Here is a 15,606-nt window from a genome sequence, read left to right as displayed (position 1 = left end):
CGTGACGTCCGCCGACGCGACCGCCGGCCGCCCGACGCCGCCGCCCGACGCCGTGGCTCCCGGCTCGATCACCCACCGGCGCCTCGGCGCGACGGTGCTCGACGGGGGGACGCGCTTCGAGGTGTGGGCGCCGCAGGCCTCCTCGGTCGAGGTCGTCGTCTCCGTCGAGCACGGCGACGACCGCGTCGCCGCGCTCGAGCCGCCCCCGTCGGAGCTGGATCCGACCCGGCCCGAGGCGACCTGGACGGCGACCGTGGACGGGGTGGGCGCCGGCGATCGCTACCGGTTCCGCCTCGACGGAGGCGAGCTGCTCGCCGACCCCGCGTCGATGCGCCAGCCCGACGGGGTGCACGGCCCGTCGATGGTCGTCGACACCGCGACGTTCCCGTGGAGCGACGACGGCTGGCGCGGGATCGAGCTGGACGACACGATCCTGTACGAGGTGCACGTCGGCACCTTCACCGCCGAGGGCACCTTCGACGCCGCGATCGGCGAGCTCGAGCGCCTCGTCGACCTCGGGGTCACGACGATCGAGGTGATGCCCGTCGCGGCCTTCCCCGGAGCACGCAACTGGGGCTACGACGGCGTGTTCCCCTTCGCGACCCAGGAGACCTACGGCGGACCCGCGGCGTTCGCGCGCTTCGTCGACGCCGCCCACGCCCACGGCCTCGCGGTGGTGCTCGACGTCGTCTACAACCACCTCGGGCCCGAGGGGAACGTGCTGGTGCGCTTCGGGCCCTACCTCACCGACGAGTACGCCACCCCGTGGGGCGAGGCGGTCAACGTGGCCGGTCGCCACAGCGACTCGGTGCGGCGCTACCTCGTCGAGAACGGGGTCGGCTGGATCCGCGACTTCCACCTCGACGGCTTCCGCATGGACGCCGTCCACCAGATCATCGATCCCACCGCGAACCCCTTCGTCGCCGAGTTCGCCGCCGCGGTCCACGACGTCGCCGACGAGCTCGGACGCACGGCGCTGGTCATCGTCGAGAGCTCGGCGAACGAGCCGCGGATGGTCCGCCCCCGCTCGCTGCACGGGTGGGGGTGCGACGCGGTCTGGAACGACGACGTCCACCACGCGCTGCGCGTGGCGCTGACCGGGGAGCGCCACGAGTACTACGCCGGCTACACCGGCGCCGGCGACGTCGCCGAGGCGTTCGAGCACCGCTTCGTGTACCACGGGCAGCACTCCGCTCTGTTCGGGCGACGTCAGGGTGCGGACGCGGGCGACATCGACCACCGGCGCCTCGTCGCCTTCTCGCAGAACCACGACCACGTCGGCAACACCCCGCGCGGGCTGCGCATGCTCCACGACGCCGGGCCGGGCGACCCCCGGCTGCGCCTCGCCGCCGCGACCGTCCTGCTGGGACCGTTCACCCCTCTGCTGTTCATGGGCGAGGAGTACGCCGAGCGGGCTCCGTTCCCCTACTTCGTCGACCACCGCGACCCCGATCTGGTGCGCGCGGTGCAGGACGGTCGACGTCGTGAGTTCGCCACCGCCGACTGGGAGGGGGGGATCGCGGACCCCGGCGACCCGACGACGTTCTCCGACGCGGTGATCGACCCGTCGCAGGCGGACGCCGGTCCGCAGCGCGACCTGCTCGAGACGTACCGCGAGCTGATCCGGTTGCGGCGCCGCCACCGGGTGCTCACCGACCCGTCCGCCCGCCACGTCGTGCGCCTCGCGGGCGACGTCGTCGTCGTCGAGCGAGAGCTCGACGGTGCCCGCTCGACGCTGGTGCTCAACTACGGCGCCGAGCCGGACCCCACCGATCGCACGTCCGCCGGTGCGGTGGTGTTCGACTCCTCGCCGTCCGCCTCGGGGCCGCTGGGCGCGCACTCCGCCCGCCTGCACCTGGCCTGATCCACGGCCGCCCGGCGTCGCCGACGCCCGCCCGCCGTGGCGCGATCTGCGCGCCACCGGGTCGTCGCGACGGACCCGTCAGAGGTCGGTGCGCTCGAGCACCGCGACCCCGGGGTCGCCGTCGGCGCCGAGCACGTCGACGAGGCGCACGGACCCGCCGGTGAGGATGCGCGCGTCGTCGTGGACCACGTCGCGCCACGACCCTTCGGGGAGCTCGATCGAGGTCGACCGGCCGTCGGGGGCGCTCGCGAGCGCCCGGGACACGACCGTCACGACGACCGCATCGCCGGCGTGGGTGCGGGCGAGCGCGATCACGTGCTCGGAGCCGTCTCCGTCGACGGCGACCTCCGCGTAGCCGCCGTCGGGTCCGAACGCGTCGGCCCGGCGCGCCCGCATGCGCAGGATCCGCTCGGTGAGCACCGCCCGTGCGAGGTCGGCGTCGCCCTCGCCGACCGCCGTCGCCGTGTCGCTCGACGCGACGCGGTCGATCAGCGAGCGCAGGCGCTCCCAGTCGGGCTCGGACCGGTTGTCGGGGTCGACCAGGCTGGTCAGCTCCGCCGGCGACCCCTGGTACAGATCGGGGACGCCGGGGCAGGTGAGGTGCAGCGCGAGCATCCGCAGCCCGACCCGCGCCCCGAGGTGCTCGGCGGTGGCCGCGAACTCGCCGAGCGAGGTGGCCGACGTCCGACCGGGGTCGGTCTCGGCGACGAGAACCCCGGCGAGTCGACCGAGCGCCGATTCGATCGCCTCGTCCGGCTCGGTCCACGAGGTGATCACGTCGCCCTCGCGGGCCGCCTTGACCAGGTAGTCACCGAGCCGCTCGACGGTGAGCGGGCGGGCGGTGACCGCCGTCTGGATCGCGAGGCGGACGATGCCGGGGTCGAGGTCCGCGACCTCGTCGTGGTGGTCTGCCAGCCAGGCGTCGACGAGCGACGTCCACCGCTCGGCGTGCGCCGCCAGGGCGAGCGACCGCGCCCTCACGGCCGCCGAGCGCTTGGTGTCGTGGGTCGTCTCCGCGAGCATCGCTGCGGGCAGGTCTCGTTGGCGGTCGCGCTGGGCGTCGTGGAACGCGGCGACGTCGGTCGAGAAGGCACCGGGGGTGCCGCCGACCTCGGCGAGGGAGGCGAGCGCGAAGGATCGGTAGAAGGCGCGGTCCTCGGCGCCCTTGGCCATCACCGGCCCGGTGAGCTGCTGCCAGCGCTCACGCGACGCGTCGTGGGAGCGAACCGCGTCGACGACGAGGTCGAGGTGGGCGTCGCGCCCGACTCCGTCGCCGTCACGATCACCGACGCCGTCGCGGGCACGGCGCGCCGCCTCGTCGAACGCCGGGATCGAGGCCTCGTCGTCGGGGAGGTAGGTGCGGTAGCGGTGCAGACCCAACGTGAGACGGGTCACCGCGTCGCGGAGCTGTTCCGTCGACGCGACGTCGTGCGCGTCGTCGGGCAGGGTCCGCACGAGGCGGTCGAGGTCGGGGCGCAGACCCCCGTCGAGCACCTCGCGGCGTGCGTCGAGCTCGAGCTCGGAGAAGGGGCGGTCGTCGACCTGGGCTCGCCAGGCCCCGGAGAGGTGCCGCTCGGCCGAGGGGTCGAGCAGGGTGTGCTCGGTGAGCGTGATGTGCTCGTAGCCGGTCGTCCCGTCCACGGGCCACGACCGCGGGAGATCCTCGCCGGGGGCGAGGATCTTCTCCACGATCAACCACCGGTCCCCGATCCGGTCGCGCAGCCGCTCGAGGTACCCACCGGGATCGGCCAGGCCGTCGACGTGGTCGACGCGCACGCCGGTGAACGCCGGGTGCTCCGTCAGCTCGGCGGGGAGGGTGTCGACGGCGTCGGCGACCTCGGGGTGCTCGACGCGCACCGCCACGAGGTCGTCGATCGTGAAGAACCGGCGCACGTTGCGCCGGGGGTCGCGCCACCACGCCAGCCGGTAGTGCTGGCGGTCGAGCGCCTCGCGCGGGTCGAGGTCCTCGGTCCCCTCCGCCAGGGGGAACCGCAGGGGGCCGTAGCGCACCTCCGGTCCGAGGTCGCCCGTCCCGATCTCGATGCCTCCCGCGTCGAGCACGTCGTCGAGGGGCGAGCCGAGCTTCGGGACGATCACCCGTCCGTCGGCGGCGTCCCAGTCGATGTCGAACCAGCGGGCGGCCGGCGACGCGGCTCCGTCGCGCAGGGTCTCCCACCAGGGGGCGTTGAGCTCGGCGCGCTCGACCGAGGCGTGGTTCGGGACGTGATCGATCACCACGCCGAGGCGGTTCTCGTGCGCGGCGTCGAGCAGGCGTCCCAGCCCGTCCCTCCCGCCGAGCTCGGCGCGCACCCGGGTGTGGTCGACGACGTCGTAGCCGTGTCGGCTCCCCGGGACCGCCTCGGCGATCGGCGAGAGGTAGAGGTCGGAGACCCCGAGTCGCACGAGCACGTCGAGGATCCCGATCACGTCGTCGAAGCCGAGATCGGGGGTGAGCTGGATGCGGTGGGTGGCGATGCGCGTCATGGGTTCCGTCCTGCCGGGGGGTGCCCGGTCATCATCTCCCCCGGCACGGCCCATGACACCTGGCCCGGGGAAGTCGGTCGGGGACGAGTCGGCTCGGGGAGCGGCGGGGGCCACCGGCAGGGAACGGCCGGGTGGAGAGGCCAGATCGGCCGACGACGCCGGGCGGTCCCGGCGAATGGCGCGGGCGGGGGAGGGGTACGTGCTGTCGGGCCGGCGCGGCGGAACGGCGCGGATCTCCGAGGCCCACGGCTGGAGGAACACACATGAGCATCCCGACGACGACGTCGGCGACGCGGCCCGAGGCGGCCCGACGCCCGGCGCGCCCGCCCACCGGGACCCGCACCGGTCGCGACCGCGCTGCGCAGCCCACGACGGGCGGGCGGCCGTTGGTCGGTGACGCACGGGCCGGGGTGACGATCGAGGTGCTCGAGGCTCGAGGGATCTGGCTGGCGCTGCACGGCGCCCTCGTCGATGGCGGGTGCGCACGGGTCGACGACCGCTTCGCCCGCCTCGAGCGCCTCGGCTTCGAGGTCGTCGTGGTGGACCTCACCGCGATGGAGGACGCCGACCGGCGGGGCCGGTCGCTGCTGGGCCGCTTCGTCGAGGGCGTCTCCGGGACCGGAGGCCGGGTGATCGCCGTCGACCCGCTCGGGTACCTCGCGTCGTGGAGCCCGCGACCGCCTGACCTCGCGCTCGAGATCATCGGCTCGCGCCCGACCGGGACGTCGTGGCTCAGCTCGAACTGAGCGGCGCGCACGGCCCGAATGGACGTGCGCGCCCGTGGGTACCTGCCGATGTGGACGCTCGGAGTACCCTCGGCCGCGATGGGCGGACCCGTGCGATGAGGTGGGGTCCTTCTGCGCCCCTGACGGTCCGCTGCCGCTTCGGCGGGAGCGATCCGTCGCTGCAGCGCCGGGTCGTCATGGCCACGGTCGACCAGCTCTGCGCCGCGACCGACATCGGCATCGACGTGCTCGAGAGCCTCGAGATCCCCCTCGGCGAGGTGATGACGACGCTGTGGCCGTACGGGATCGAGAGCGTGGTCGTGGCCGTGACGGGCGGTGACCTCCACCTGACGATCGAGCTGCGCACCGAACCCGCGCTCCACGACCGGGCGCTCTTCGCCGACGTCGACGGAGTGGTCGAGGCCTTCTTCGACGTCGAGAGCGGGTCGAGCGCGTCCGAGATCGAGCTCGTCGGCTCCCTCCGGTGAGCGGCCCGGTGCGCTCGATCCCCGCAGCCGCCGGCGGTTCCGCAGCCGACGAGGACCCGGACCCCGAGGTCGAGCGTCGCTTCGAGCGCCACCTCGATCTCGCCGACCGCCTGGCCAGGCGCTACAGCCACGGCGGCATCGTCGACGACGACCTCCGTCAGGTCGCCCGTCTGGGTCTGCTCCTCGCCAGTCGCCGGTTCGATCCGGAGCTGGGCCACTTCGTGCGGTTCGCGAGCGTGACGATCATCGGAGAGCTGAAGAAGCACCTGCGGTCCCACGGGTGGGCGGTGCGCGTGCCGCGCGCGCTCCAGGAGGACTCGATCACGGTCGCCGCCGCGAGCGAGCGGCTGACGTCGAGCCTCGGTCGAGCTCCGTCCGTCGGTGAGGTCGCCGACCACGTCGGCTTCGAGCGCGAGCGGGTGGCGGACGCGGTGCGCGTCCGTGAGGCCCGGTTCGGGTCACCGGGCGACCACCTCGAGCAGACCGTCCTCGGCACCGACGACCCGGCGGCGAGCGCGATGCTGTCGACGGCGCTGTCGCACCTCACCGAGGACGAGCGTGCGCTGATCGAGTACCGCTTCCGCGACGGGCTCACCCAGGCCGAGATCGGCGAGCGCATCGGGATCTCGCAACCGCAGGTCCACCGGCGGCTGGCAGCCGTCGTCGACCGACTCCGCGACGAACTCCACGAGCACCAGGGGGCACCATGACACGCACGGCTGCACGACCCGAGCCGATCGTCGCCGACGGCGACGACGACGACTGGTTCTGCCTCGAGCTGCCGCCCTTGGCGGTGGCCGCGACCGTCGCGCGCTCGGCGATCCGGCGCGTCTTCACCTTCGACGACCCCGATCGCGAGAGCTCGTTCCTGGTGGCGCTGACCGAGATCGTGACCAACGCGATCGACGAGCACCGGGTGCACGCTCCCGACCGCGCGGTCGTGGTCGAGGTCGGTCTGGGCCGGTTCCCCGAGGTGCGCGTCATCGACGAGGGACGAGGTCTGGACCTGACCGACACCGACGACGTCGCCGGCGAGGGCCCCGCCCCGACCGATCAGACCGGACGAGGCTTGGCGCTCGCGCGGGCGTTCGTCCCGAGCCTCTCGTTCGTCACGTCGCCGAACGGGACGACCGCGATCCTGCCGCTCGACGGCTTCGGTTCGCCGCGCTGACGCGCCCGCTCCTGGCCGAGCGGGCGCCGCCGGTCGGCCCGGGACGGGTCCCGCCCCGGGCGCCGGTCAGTCCGAGCCCTCCTCGGGCTTCGACCTCTCGTCGTCGGGGACCTCGTTGTCGGCGCGCTGCTTCGGGGGTGGGGTGTCGTCGTCGGGCTGGTCGCCCGGCATGTTGCGGTTCGTGTCGTTCAACGACCCGGGCATCGTCTCGTAGTCGTCGTCGGAATCGTTGCGCGGGTCCATCGAGTCGTCGCCGAGCTCCTCCTTGGGGTCCGGCATCAGGTTCCCTCGGTCCCGCGCCCGGTGGCCTCCTGCAGGCGCTCGATCTCCTGCGAGGCCTGGGCCTTGGTCAGGTTCGAGTCGAACTCCTCGCCCGCCTCGCGAGCGAGCGTCTCGAGGTAGGACGCCTGGGGTCCGGTCATCGTCTCGTCACCGGTGACCCAGTCGTCGGGGTCCTTCTCGACCCCGGGGAGGCCCTGGTCGGCGGGCGCCGCCGAGCCGTCGGGATCCTGCGCAGCGTCCGACACGATCAGTCGACCTCGAAGGCGACCTCGACGGTCACCTGCCAGCGGTCGACGCCGCCGCTCTCGTCGATGTTCGCCCGCAGGTCGGAGATGTGCGCCCACGACTGCCCGTGGACGTTCTCCGCCGAGGTCTTCAGCGCCTCACGCACCGCCGACTCGATCCCGTCGGGCGATTCCCCGACCAGCTTCTCCATCTTGAACGTCGTGTTGGCCACGTGGACTCCTTCGTCTCGTGAGTGGTGCCAGCGGATACCCGATCCGGGAGAGGCCAAACGGCGTCCGCCGTCGGGTCAGCCCGGATCTCCGTCGGGTCCGTGCTCGTCGACCCACGCACCCAGGTCGCCCTTGCGGTTCAGCGCGGCACGGGTGAACGGGCGCAGCTTGCCGGACACGTCGCGCTCCTGGAACCCCTGGTCGTGGAGGCCGAAGCACCACCCGACGTTGGCGAACGAGCTCTCGTCGCGACCGTCGAGGAACCACCGGTTGTTGATCTCGAGGAGGGTGCGGTGGGCGTGGCGCGGGGTGTTCGTCCACCGGACGAACTGCTTGCCCCAGTACATCCGCAGCTGGTTGTGGACCCATCCCCGCTCGCGGATCTCGTGCATGATCGCGTTCCACACCTCGTCGTCGGTCTCGCCGCGCTCGAGCTCGCCCGCCGTGTAGACGTCGTCGCGCTCGTCGTCGCGGTGGGCCTCGAGGGAGTCGCGCGCCCACTCGGGCAGTCCCGCCCAGGAGTCGTAGTCCGCGCAGTGCTCGACGTAGTTCTTCGCGAGCTCGCGACGCACGATCAGCTCCTCCAGGTAGGGCTCCGCGCGTTCACCGGCGCGGTCGAGCACCTCGAGCGCGATCGCGACCGGGGAGATCTGACCGAAGTGCAGGTACGGCGACATGAACGAGATCCCCTCCTCGTCGGTGTACCGGTTCCGCCGGTCGTCGTAGTCGCCGACGGCGTCGAGGAAGTCGTCGAGGCGGGCGTGGGCGCCGGCGGTTCCCGGGGTGATCCAGTCGACCGGTCGCGGTTGGCCGTCGCCGTCGCCGTCGAGGCCGAGGTCCGCGAGCAGGGCCTCGACGTCGTCGAAGGCGTCGAGGTGGATGTCCGCGCTCGGCCCGTCGACGGCGTCGGTGCGGTCGAGCGACGTCGTGCCCAGGTCGACGAGGAAGCGGTCGCGGTGCTCGGCGATCTTCGGCCGGATCGTCCGGGCGGCGTGCTCGCGGTGGTCGGACACGACGTCGACCGGGACGACGACGTCGCCCTCGACCTCGGTCACGGCGCGCCCGGCGCGCTCGGCCAGTTCGCGGCGCCAGCGCTTCTGGTGGCGCAGGTAGCCGCGGTCGCAGACGACCTCGACGGCGTCGTCGCACAAGCCGACGATCGACTCGACCGGGTCGCCCGAGCGGACCACGACGGTCGCGCCGCGACGCTCGACGGCGCGCAGGGCTTGGCCGAGGCCACCGAGCATGAAGGCGAAGTGGCGCGCCGATGCCTCCGGGTAGTCGGCGATCACGACCGCCGCCACCACCAGCGCGACGTCGTGGTCGTTCGCCCGCTGGATCGCGAGCTCCAGCGCCGGGTTGTGCTCGGCACGCTGCGACGACTGCATCCAGTGCAGCACGTAGCGACCGTCGGGGTGGGGGTCGTCGTCGTTCAACGACCGGATCCGCTCCGGCTCGATCTGGGTCGTGGACATGGTGCGGATCGTGCCCTGGCGACCGACGCGGTGAAACGGACGGGTGCGCCCGCTCGCGTCGACGAGCGAGCACCTCGGACCCGTGGGTCCGTCCGGGGCGGGCGGGGTACGTTGCGGTCGTGACCGCTCCCGCCACGTTCGAGTTGGACGCGGTCGTCGCCGGTCCCGCCGACGCCCCGATCCTGGCGGGCCTCGACCTCTCGATCCCCTGCGACGGCATCCTGGCGGTCGCCGGCCCCTCCGGGGCGGGCAAGTCGACCCTGCTCCGCCTGCTCAACCGCCTCGACGATCCGACGTCGGGCACGATCAGCTGGGACGGGCGTCCGCTCGGGGAGTGGGATCCGCGCGAGCTGCGGCGCAAGGTCGCGATGATCTTCCAGTCGGCGCCGATCTTCCCCGGGACGGTGATGGAGAACCTCGAGGTCGCCGACCCAGGGATCGGCGTCGAGCGGGCCCGGCACCTGCTGGACCACGTGGGGGTGCCGCGTGAGCTGCTCGAGCGGGACGCGAGCCGCCTCAGCGGCGGGGAGGCGCAGCGGATGTGCATCGCCCGAGCCCTCGCCACCCGTCCGTCGGTGCTGCTCGCCGACGAGCCCACCGCATCGCTCGACACGGCCAGCCGGCGGACCATCGAGGAGCTGGGCCGCGAGATCGCCGACTCCGGTGTCCCGATCGTGTGGATCACCCACGACACCGCTCAGCTCCGTCGCCTCGCCGATCACGTCGTCGTCCTGGTCGGCGGCCGGATCGCGGCGTTCGGCCACCTCACGGAGCTCGACGAGCACCCCGACCCGGTGGTGCGCGAGCTCGTCGGAGCCGGTGCACCTCCCACGGGGTCGAGCGGGTGAACCGCGCCGACATCGGGACCGCCGGCCTGGCCGCGTCGAGCATCCTGATCGCCGTCGCGCTCGCCATCTCGCTGTGGCGCCAGCTCGGGCTCGAGCGCGACCTGGTGTGGTCGGCGCTGCGTGCCCTCGTGCAGCTGCTGATCGTCGGGTTCGCCCTGCAGCTCGTCGTCGACGAGGACGACCCCCTCTGGCGCTCGTCGGTGTGGCTGGTGGTGATGCACGTGTTCGCGGCCTACACGACCTGGCGGCGAGCGCGCGACGTGCCGGCGGTGTTCCCGCTGTCGCTCGCGGCGTACGCCTGCTCGGCCGTGGTCACCCTCGGGGTGCTCTTCGGTTTCGGGGTGTACGAGCTGGAGGGGCGCACGATCGTCCCGCTGGCCGGGATCGTGGTGGGCAACTCGCTGTCGGCGACCGTGCTCGTGTCGCGCCGGCTGTTCGACGCGGCCGTCGAGCGGCGCGCCGAGATCGAGGGGCGCCTCGCGCTGGGCCTGTCCGCGCGCGAGGCGTTCCGGCCGATCCTGCGCGCGTCGCTGCGCACCGCGCTCGTGCCGCAGATCGAGACGACCAAGGCCGTGGGGATCATCGCGCTCCCCGGGGCGATGGTCGGACTGATCCTCGCCGGGACCGATCCGGGTGACGCGGTGCGGGTCCAGGTGTCGGTCATGTACCTGGTGCTCGGCAGCGTGGCCACGACGACCGCGGTGATGAGCCTGGGGATCTCGACCAAGCTGTTCACCCGCGCCGACCAGCTCATCCGGACCTGACGCCGGTCGGGCGCGCCCGGCGTCGGTGGTGCGCGGGGTCTAGGTTCGGCGCGTGCGTCGCTTCCTCCCGTCCGACATCGACCCGATCGACTCCTACAAGTTGATGACCGGGTTGATCGTCCCCCGCCCGATCGGGTGGATCGGCACCCGGTCGTCGGACGGTGTGGGCAACCTGGCTCCGTACTCCTTCTTCAACGGGGTGGCGGCGACCCCGCCCACCGTCATGTTCGCGCCGACGGGCCAGCCGGGTGCCCGCAAGGACACCCTCGCGAACGTCCGCGAGACCGGGGTGTTCACCGTGAACATCGTCAACTTCGCGCTGGCGGAGGCGATGAACGCCACCTCGGGCAGCCATCCCCCGGAGGTCGACGAGTTCGAGGTCGCCGGGTTGACCGTCGCCGAGGCCGGATCGATCGACGCGCCGACGGTCGCCGAGGCTCCCGCGACCTTCGAGTGCCGGGTCGTGACGATCGTGGAGATCGGCACCGCCCCGATGGGCAGCGAGGTCGTCTTCGGTGAGGTCGTCGCGTTCAACGTGTCCGACGACCTGCTCGACGGCACCCGGGTCGACCAGATCGGGCTCGACGCGATCGGCCGTCACGCGGGCGACGCGTACTCGAGGGCGCGCGAGCTGTTCGAGCTCGAGCGCCCGGGGTGACGAAGCGCACACGGCTGAGCACGTGCGTGCTCCGGCTCACGTCGGGGGCCTAGCCTGAGGGGAGGATGATCCCGACCCCCACCTCCCAGGTGGCGAGCCCGCCTCGGGTGACGCTGGCCAACGACGTCGAGCTCGTGATCGTCGGGTTGCGTGAGATGCTGAGCCCGTACGCGGATCGCATCTCGCTGATCGAGGGCGTCGACCGCGACATGCCCACCGAGGGGTGCGACATCGTCCTCTTCGACGCGACCACGGCCGACGAGTCGTCCCTGGAGCGCCTCGAGAGGATGATCGCCGACCCGTCGTTGGGCAAGGTCGTCATCTACACGTGGGACGTCGACGGGTGGTTCGCCGAGCAGGGGCGCGTCGCCGGGGTCGACGCGGTCGTCTCGAAGTCCGCCACCGCCGCCGAGCTCGTCGAGCTGCTCGAGCAGGTGCACGTCGGTGAGTGGACGGTCGTCGTCGACGATGAGCGGCCGCGGCTCGACGATCCGATCGCCACGTTGACCGGGCGCGAGCAGCAGGTGCTGGGGATCCTCGCGGCCGGCCGGTCGAACAAGGAGATCGCCGACGATCTGTTCGTCTCCCCCGAGACCGTCAAGTCCCACGTGCGGAGCATCCTCGTGAAGCTGGGCGCACGGAACCGCACCGAGGCGGCACGGATGGCCCTGCAGCGCGCGCGGTGACGCAGCGCGTGCGGTGACGGCGCTCAGCCGGTGTCGCCGAAGGCGTCGCTGAGCTGGTCGACGGCGGAGTCCGACATCGAGGTGTAGAGCAGGCGGGCGCCCTGGAAGCGCTCGGCCTCGTCCGCGAGGGCGCGGACGTGGACGTGCTCGGCGAGGATCACGATGGTCGAGGTGCTCGGGCTGACGGCGTCCTCGAACCAGGCGACCCACTCGTCGGGGATCCCGAGGTCGATGACCTTCGCGGCCACGGCCCCGGCTCCGGCGCCGATGCCGATCCCCGCGAGCCAACCGACCGGGCCACCGACGAAGAGGCCGAGCAGACCGATCCACATGCCCCCCGAGAGGGCCGCACGCCCCGGGGTCGGATCGATCGTCTCGGTGACGTTCACCCCACCGTCGGCGTCCTTGGTGACGGTGACCGCGTCCTTCAGGTCGAGCGCACCGTCGGAACGGAGTCGCGACATCGCGAGCAGGTACTCCTGGGCCTTCAGCGGGCTGTCGAACGAGACGCCGATGATCACGGGGGCATCCGGATCGGACACGGCGCGCGACGAGTCGTCGAGGCCGATCCGCAGCGACGGGTCGGGAGGATCGAACGCCGACGAGGACGACGGGTCGCCCGATCCCGTCGGCGCATCGGGGGTCGGGACGGATCCCTCGGAGGTCATGGCCCGACCGTGCCCGTCGCGCCCGGCGGCGAACCCTCGTCACCCGGGTCGGTCGGGTCGGTCGACCGTGTCGCCCACACGGCGTACAGCGGGTCCCCGACCGCTCCCGGCTCGCGGATCTGCACCACCGGCTCGTCGAAGCCCGCCGTGGCGTCGAAGTAGGCCGCGACGATCGCGCACCGACCGCGATCGTCCGTGCCGAGCCAGCCGCGGATCGCCTTGGTCGGGAAGCACCGGTTCGAGAAGGTGCACACGAAGAGCCCGCCGGGGCGCAGGGTGCGTGCGACCTCGGCGAAGACCTCGAGCGGCTTCGTGAGGTAGTCGACCGAGACCGCGCAGGTCACGAAGTCGGCCGACGCGTCGGCCGACGGCAGGGTCGGCGACGCGTTGAGGTCGGCGACGATGCGCTCGTCGGCCATCGGGTTCGAGGCGAGCTCGGCGCTGTTCATCCCGATCACGGTGAGGTGGCGGGGTCGGCGGGGGAGGTGCGAGATCCACGACGAGCAGATGTCGACGACGTCACCGGAGACGTCGAGCTCGTCGTACAGCGCGCTGATGCCGCGGAGGGCCCGGTCGTCGACGTGGGCGACGAAGCGGTCGACGGAGTAGAACTCGGCGTCGTCGCGCTCGTCGGCGCGCTCGAAGAAGCCCGGCGGGAAGGTGCCCGGGGAGCTCACCGGGCGTGCGCGCCGTCGCCGGCCGCCTCGTTCAGCGACGTGACGCCGAGGCGAACCGAGGTGCGGACGTCGCCGTGGGACCGGCCGGTGATCGACGAGATCTCCTCGACGCCGAGGTCGAGGACCAGCCAGAGCAGGACGGCCTCGGCCTGGACGGGTGGGAGCGTCGACAGCGTCCGGATCGCCTGGTCGATCGAGTCCTCGTCGTCGACGTCGGACGGACCGTCGCTTGCGTCCGCGACGCCCGGTGCGTCGGCGGCGTCGTCGTCCGCGGGGTCGCCGGAGGGGCGATGGCTCGAGGGGCCCGGCCGGTCGAACGGGGTGGGTCGGCGGTCTCCCTCGTGCCGGGCCGAGCCGCCCTGGTCGGGCTCGACGGCCCGGCGCTCCGCGGCGGAGCCCAGTCGACTGGCCGCCCTCAGGATCCGACGGCGCAGGTCCCGCCCGTCACCGGAGAAGTCGGCCATGGACCGTCCGACCTGCTCCCAGACGCGTCGCGCGACGATGTCGACCGAGTCGACGCGACGGGCGCGCAGCAGTCGCACCACCTGCGGGTGGTGGATCTCCCAGATCGTGGCCAGCGCGTCCTCGTCGCCCGCTCGTGCTCGCACGATGGTCTCGCTGGCCGCGAACCCGCGATCGGGTTCGACCGGTCGGGCCACCTCGTCGGTCGTCGGCCCGTCGGACTCGGCCGGGGACGGGGTCGCCGTCATCCGTCGCGCGAGGCCGCCCGGCCGGACTTCCCGGCCTTCCCGGATCGGCCGGGGCCGTCCTCGCCCGCCGGTCCCGCGCGTCCGGCCCGGGCAGCGTCGCGCTCCGCCTTCTCGGCGGCCTTGCGCGCATCTCGCGTCGCCTTCTCGGCGGCCTTGCGCTCGTCGCGGGCTGCCTTCTCGGCGGCCTTGCGTGCCTTGCGGTCGGCCGTCGCCGCCTGCTCGCGGGCTCGCTCGGCCGCCCGCTCCTGCGCGGCGCGCTGCGCCGAGGCCCGCGCGGCGGCGGCCCGCTGCTCGGCAGCCCGCTCGGCGGCCGTGCGCGCCTCTCGTTCCACCCGCTCGGCGGCCTGGCGTGCGTCTCGCTGCGCCCGCTCGGCGGCCTGGCGTGCGTCTCGCTCCGCCCGCTCGGCGGCCTGGCGTGCGTCTCGCTCCGCCCGCTCGGCGGCCTTGCGCGCATCGTCGGCGGCCTTGCGTGCGGCGCGCTCGGCCGCTGCGCGCTCGGCGGCGTCGGATCCTCGCCCGCCTCCGTCGTTCGAGGGTGCGGCGGGACGACCGGGGGCCGGGGTGGGTCGTGACGGTGCGGGTGCGGGTCGTGACGGTGCGGGTGCGGGTCGTGACGGTGCGGGTGCGGGTCGTGACGGTGCGGGTGCGGCGGGACGACCGGGGGCCGGGGTGGGTCGCGACGGTGCGGGGGTGGGTCGCGACGGTGCGGGTGCGGGTCGCGACGGCGCCGGGCGCGACGGTGCCGGGCGCGAGGGCGCCGGACGTGAGGGTGCCGGGCGCGACGGTGCCGGGGTGGTGGGTGCCGGCCGCGAGGGTGCGGGCGCCGACGGGGAGGCCGGACGGGGAGGCGCCACCGTCGGGCGGGGATCCGGAGCGGCCGGGCGAGGGGCGGCCGGGGCCGGGGACGGCCTCGCCGTGGCTCCTCCGGGACGCTGCGCGGGCGGCGTGGCCTCGCCGGGGGCGGGCGACCTCGGACCGCCGGCGTCGGTCGGCGAGCGATCGGCCGCGTCGTCGCCGGCCGAGGTGGGCGTGCGCGGGGTGGCCGAGCCGGCGCGCGATCCGGGTGCGGTGTCGACGGTGCCACCCGCCGACGCGGATCGGTCGTCCGTCGAGCGGTCGCCCGTGGTGACCACGGCTCCCCCGTCTCCGTCACCCGAGGCACCGTCCCCGTCGGCCGCTTCGGGGAACGGGGGCTCGCCCAGGCTCGACGAGTCGCCGTCGCGATCGGCCGAGTCGAGGTCTCCGGTGGAGACGAAGTCGTCGCCGGCGTCCACCGCGACGTCGCCGTCCTTGCCGCGCTCGACGAAGACCACCGCCGCCGTCGCCAGCATCCCGCCGGTCAGCAGCACGGCCGCCGCGATCGCTCCGACGCGCCGCCGACCGTCGGGGGCCGCCACGGGCGTGGTCCCGACACCGGAGCGCAGGGCCCCGATGTAGGTCGCTCCGCCGGCCAGCTCGGACCGGGTCGCCGGCTGCCGGAGCGCAGCCACCAGATCGCGGGTCGACGCCCCGACGGCTGGGGAGTCGGGGCCCAGGTCGGTCGGACCGGAGCGCGCCTCACCCGGGGTCGGCGGTCGCAGCGGTGAGTCCATCTCCCGCACGGTATGGCCGTTCGCCCGCGACCGCAAGGTGTGCGCCCGTCTGGTCGGCG

The 15,606-nt window shown here is 73.6% G+C and carries 18 protein-coding genes; 9 read left to right on the top strand and 9 right to left on the bottom strand.

Features of this window, described 5'->3' with window-relative positions; translation table 11 throughout:
• Position 1: 1 nt before the first annotated feature.
• Complete coding sequence (treZ, locus tag ACOOHC_RS18870; RefSeq protein ID WP_420451909.1) at positions 2 to 1,864, top strand: malto-oligosyltrehalose trehalohydrolase; 1,863 nt, start codon at positions 2 to 4, stop codon at positions 1,862 to 1,864.
• A 78-nt stretch (positions 1,865 to 1,942) separates the two neighbouring features.
• Here treZ and treY read toward each other — a convergent pair whose 3' ends face one another.
• Positions 1,943 to 4,348, bottom strand: coding sequence for a malto-oligosyltrehalose synthase (treY, locus tag ACOOHC_RS18865; protein ID WP_420451908.1), 2,406 nt, complete (start codon positions 4,346 to 4,348; stop codon positions 1,943 to 1,945).
• Between the two features lie 263 nt (positions 4,349 to 4,611).
• Between treY and ACOOHC_RS18860 the strand changes: the two genes are divergently transcribed.
• From ACOOHC_RS18860 to ACOOHC_RS18845, 4 genes are all read left to right on the top strand, one after another.
• On the top strand, positions 4,612 to 5,094 hold the full coding sequence (locus ACOOHC_RS18860) for a hypothetical protein (RefSeq protein ID WP_420451907.1): 483 nt from the start codon (positions 4,612 to 4,614) through the stop codon (positions 5,092 to 5,094).
• Between the two features lie 95 nt (positions 5,095 to 5,189).
• Entirely contained in the window at positions 5,190 to 5,561 is a 372-nt protein-coding gene (locus ACOOHC_RS18855; protein ID WP_420451906.1) for a hypothetical protein, read from the top strand.
• Positions 5,558 to 6,271, top strand: coding sequence for a sigma-70 family RNA polymerase sigma factor (locus tag ACOOHC_RS18850; RefSeq protein ID WP_420451905.1), 714 nt, complete (start codon positions 5,558 to 5,560; stop codon positions 6,269 to 6,271). Before ACOOHC_RS18855 ends, ACOOHC_RS18850 begins: the two co-directional genes overlap by 4 nt.
• Entirely contained in the window at positions 6,268 to 6,732 is a 465-nt protein-coding gene (locus tag ACOOHC_RS18845; protein ID WP_420451904.1) for an ATP-binding protein, read from the top strand. The genes ACOOHC_RS18850 and ACOOHC_RS18845 overlap by 4 nt, the downstream gene beginning before the upstream one ends.
• Before the next feature lie 66 nt (positions 6,733 to 6,798).
• On the opposite strand, the gene ACOOHC_RS18840 is transcribed toward ACOOHC_RS18845, so the two are convergent.
• The 4 genes from ACOOHC_RS18840 to ACOOHC_RS18825 all read right to left on the bottom strand — a co-directional run bounded on the left by ACOOHC_RS18840 (position 6,799) and on the right by ACOOHC_RS18825 (position 8,944).
• Complete coding sequence (locus ACOOHC_RS18840) at positions 6,799 to 7,011, bottom strand: hypothetical protein (RefSeq protein ID WP_420451903.1); 213 nt, start codon at positions 7,009 to 7,011, stop codon at positions 6,799 to 6,801.
• Positions 7,011 to 7,259 carry a DUF3072 domain-containing protein gene (locus ACOOHC_RS18835; RefSeq protein ID WP_420451902.1) on the bottom strand — a complete coding sequence of 83 codons (249 nt, stop codon included), beginning with the start codon at positions 7,257 to 7,259 and terminating at the stop codon, positions 7,011 to 7,013. The genes ACOOHC_RS18840 and ACOOHC_RS18835 overlap by 1 nt, the downstream gene beginning before the upstream one ends.
• A gap of 2 nt (positions 7,260 to 7,261) precedes the next feature.
• Positions 7,262 to 7,471: a dodecin family protein gene (locus ACOOHC_RS18830; protein WP_420451901.1), complete on the bottom strand. Its 210-nt coding sequence runs from the start codon at positions 7,469 to 7,471 to the stop codon at positions 7,262 to 7,264.
• Between the two features lie 75 nt (positions 7,472 to 7,546).
• Complete coding sequence (locus tag ACOOHC_RS18825) at positions 7,547 to 8,944, bottom strand: deoxyribodipyrimidine photo-lyase (RefSeq protein ID WP_420451900.1); 1,398 nt, start codon at positions 8,942 to 8,944, stop codon at positions 7,547 to 7,549.
• Between the two features lie 119 nt (positions 8,945 to 9,063).
• Between ACOOHC_RS18825 and ACOOHC_RS18820 the strand changes: the two genes are divergently transcribed.
• From ACOOHC_RS18820 to ACOOHC_RS18805, 4 genes are all read left to right on the top strand, one after another.
• On the top strand, positions 9,064 to 9,792 hold the full coding sequence (locus tag ACOOHC_RS18820) for an ABC transporter ATP-binding protein (protein ID WP_420451899.1): 729 nt from the start codon (positions 9,064 to 9,066) through the stop codon (positions 9,790 to 9,792).
• A complete protein-coding gene (locus tag ACOOHC_RS18815; RefSeq protein WP_420451898.1) occupies positions 9,789 to 10,556 on the top strand; it encodes an ABC transporter permease in 768 nt (255 codons plus the stop codon). Before ACOOHC_RS18820 ends, ACOOHC_RS18815 begins: the two co-directional genes overlap by 4 nt.
• A gap of 52 nt (positions 10,557 to 10,608) precedes the next feature.
• Positions 10,609 to 11,214, top strand: coding sequence for a flavin reductase family protein (locus ACOOHC_RS18810; protein ID WP_420451897.1), 606 nt, complete (start codon positions 10,609 to 10,611; stop codon positions 11,212 to 11,214).
• A gap of 65 nt (positions 11,215 to 11,279) precedes the next feature.
• Complete coding sequence (locus ACOOHC_RS18805; RefSeq protein ID WP_420451896.1) at positions 11,280 to 11,900, top strand: response regulator transcription factor; 621 nt, start codon at positions 11,280 to 11,282, stop codon at positions 11,898 to 11,900.
• A gap of 23 nt (positions 11,901 to 11,923) precedes the next feature.
• Here ACOOHC_RS18805 and ACOOHC_RS18800 read toward each other — a convergent pair whose 3' ends face one another.
• From ACOOHC_RS18800 to ACOOHC_RS18785, 4 genes are read right to left on the bottom strand one after another with little or no spacing between them, the layout of a single operon-like run.
• Positions 11,924 to 12,568 (bottom strand): DUF1269 domain-containing protein, encoded by a 645-nt coding sequence (locus ACOOHC_RS18800; protein ID WP_420451895.1) that lies wholly within the window; start codon positions 12,566 to 12,568, stop codon positions 11,924 to 11,926.
• Entirely contained in the window at positions 12,565 to 13,245 is a 681-nt protein-coding gene (locus tag ACOOHC_RS18795) for a class I SAM-dependent methyltransferase (RefSeq protein ID WP_420451894.1), read from the bottom strand. The genes ACOOHC_RS18800 and ACOOHC_RS18795 overlap by 4 nt, the downstream gene beginning before the upstream one ends.
• Complete coding sequence (locus ACOOHC_RS18790; protein ID WP_420451893.1) at positions 13,242 to 13,955, bottom strand: RNA polymerase sigma factor; 714 nt, start codon at positions 13,953 to 13,955, stop codon at positions 13,242 to 13,244. Before ACOOHC_RS18790 ends, ACOOHC_RS18795 begins: the two co-directional genes overlap by 4 nt.
• A complete protein-coding gene (locus ACOOHC_RS18785) occupies positions 13,952 to 15,547 on the bottom strand; it encodes a hypothetical protein (protein ID WP_420451892.1) in 1,596 nt (531 codons plus the stop codon). The genes ACOOHC_RS18790 and ACOOHC_RS18785 overlap by 4 nt, the downstream gene beginning before the upstream one ends.
• Positions 15,548 to 15,606 lie beyond the last annotated feature (59 nt).

The organism is Ilumatobacter sp., from assembly GCF_965215205.1.
Lineage (GTDB): Bacteria > Actinomycetota > Acidimicrobiia > Acidimicrobiales > Ilumatobacteraceae > Ilumatobacter_A.
This window is presented reverse-complemented; position numbering and strand designations above follow the sequence as displayed.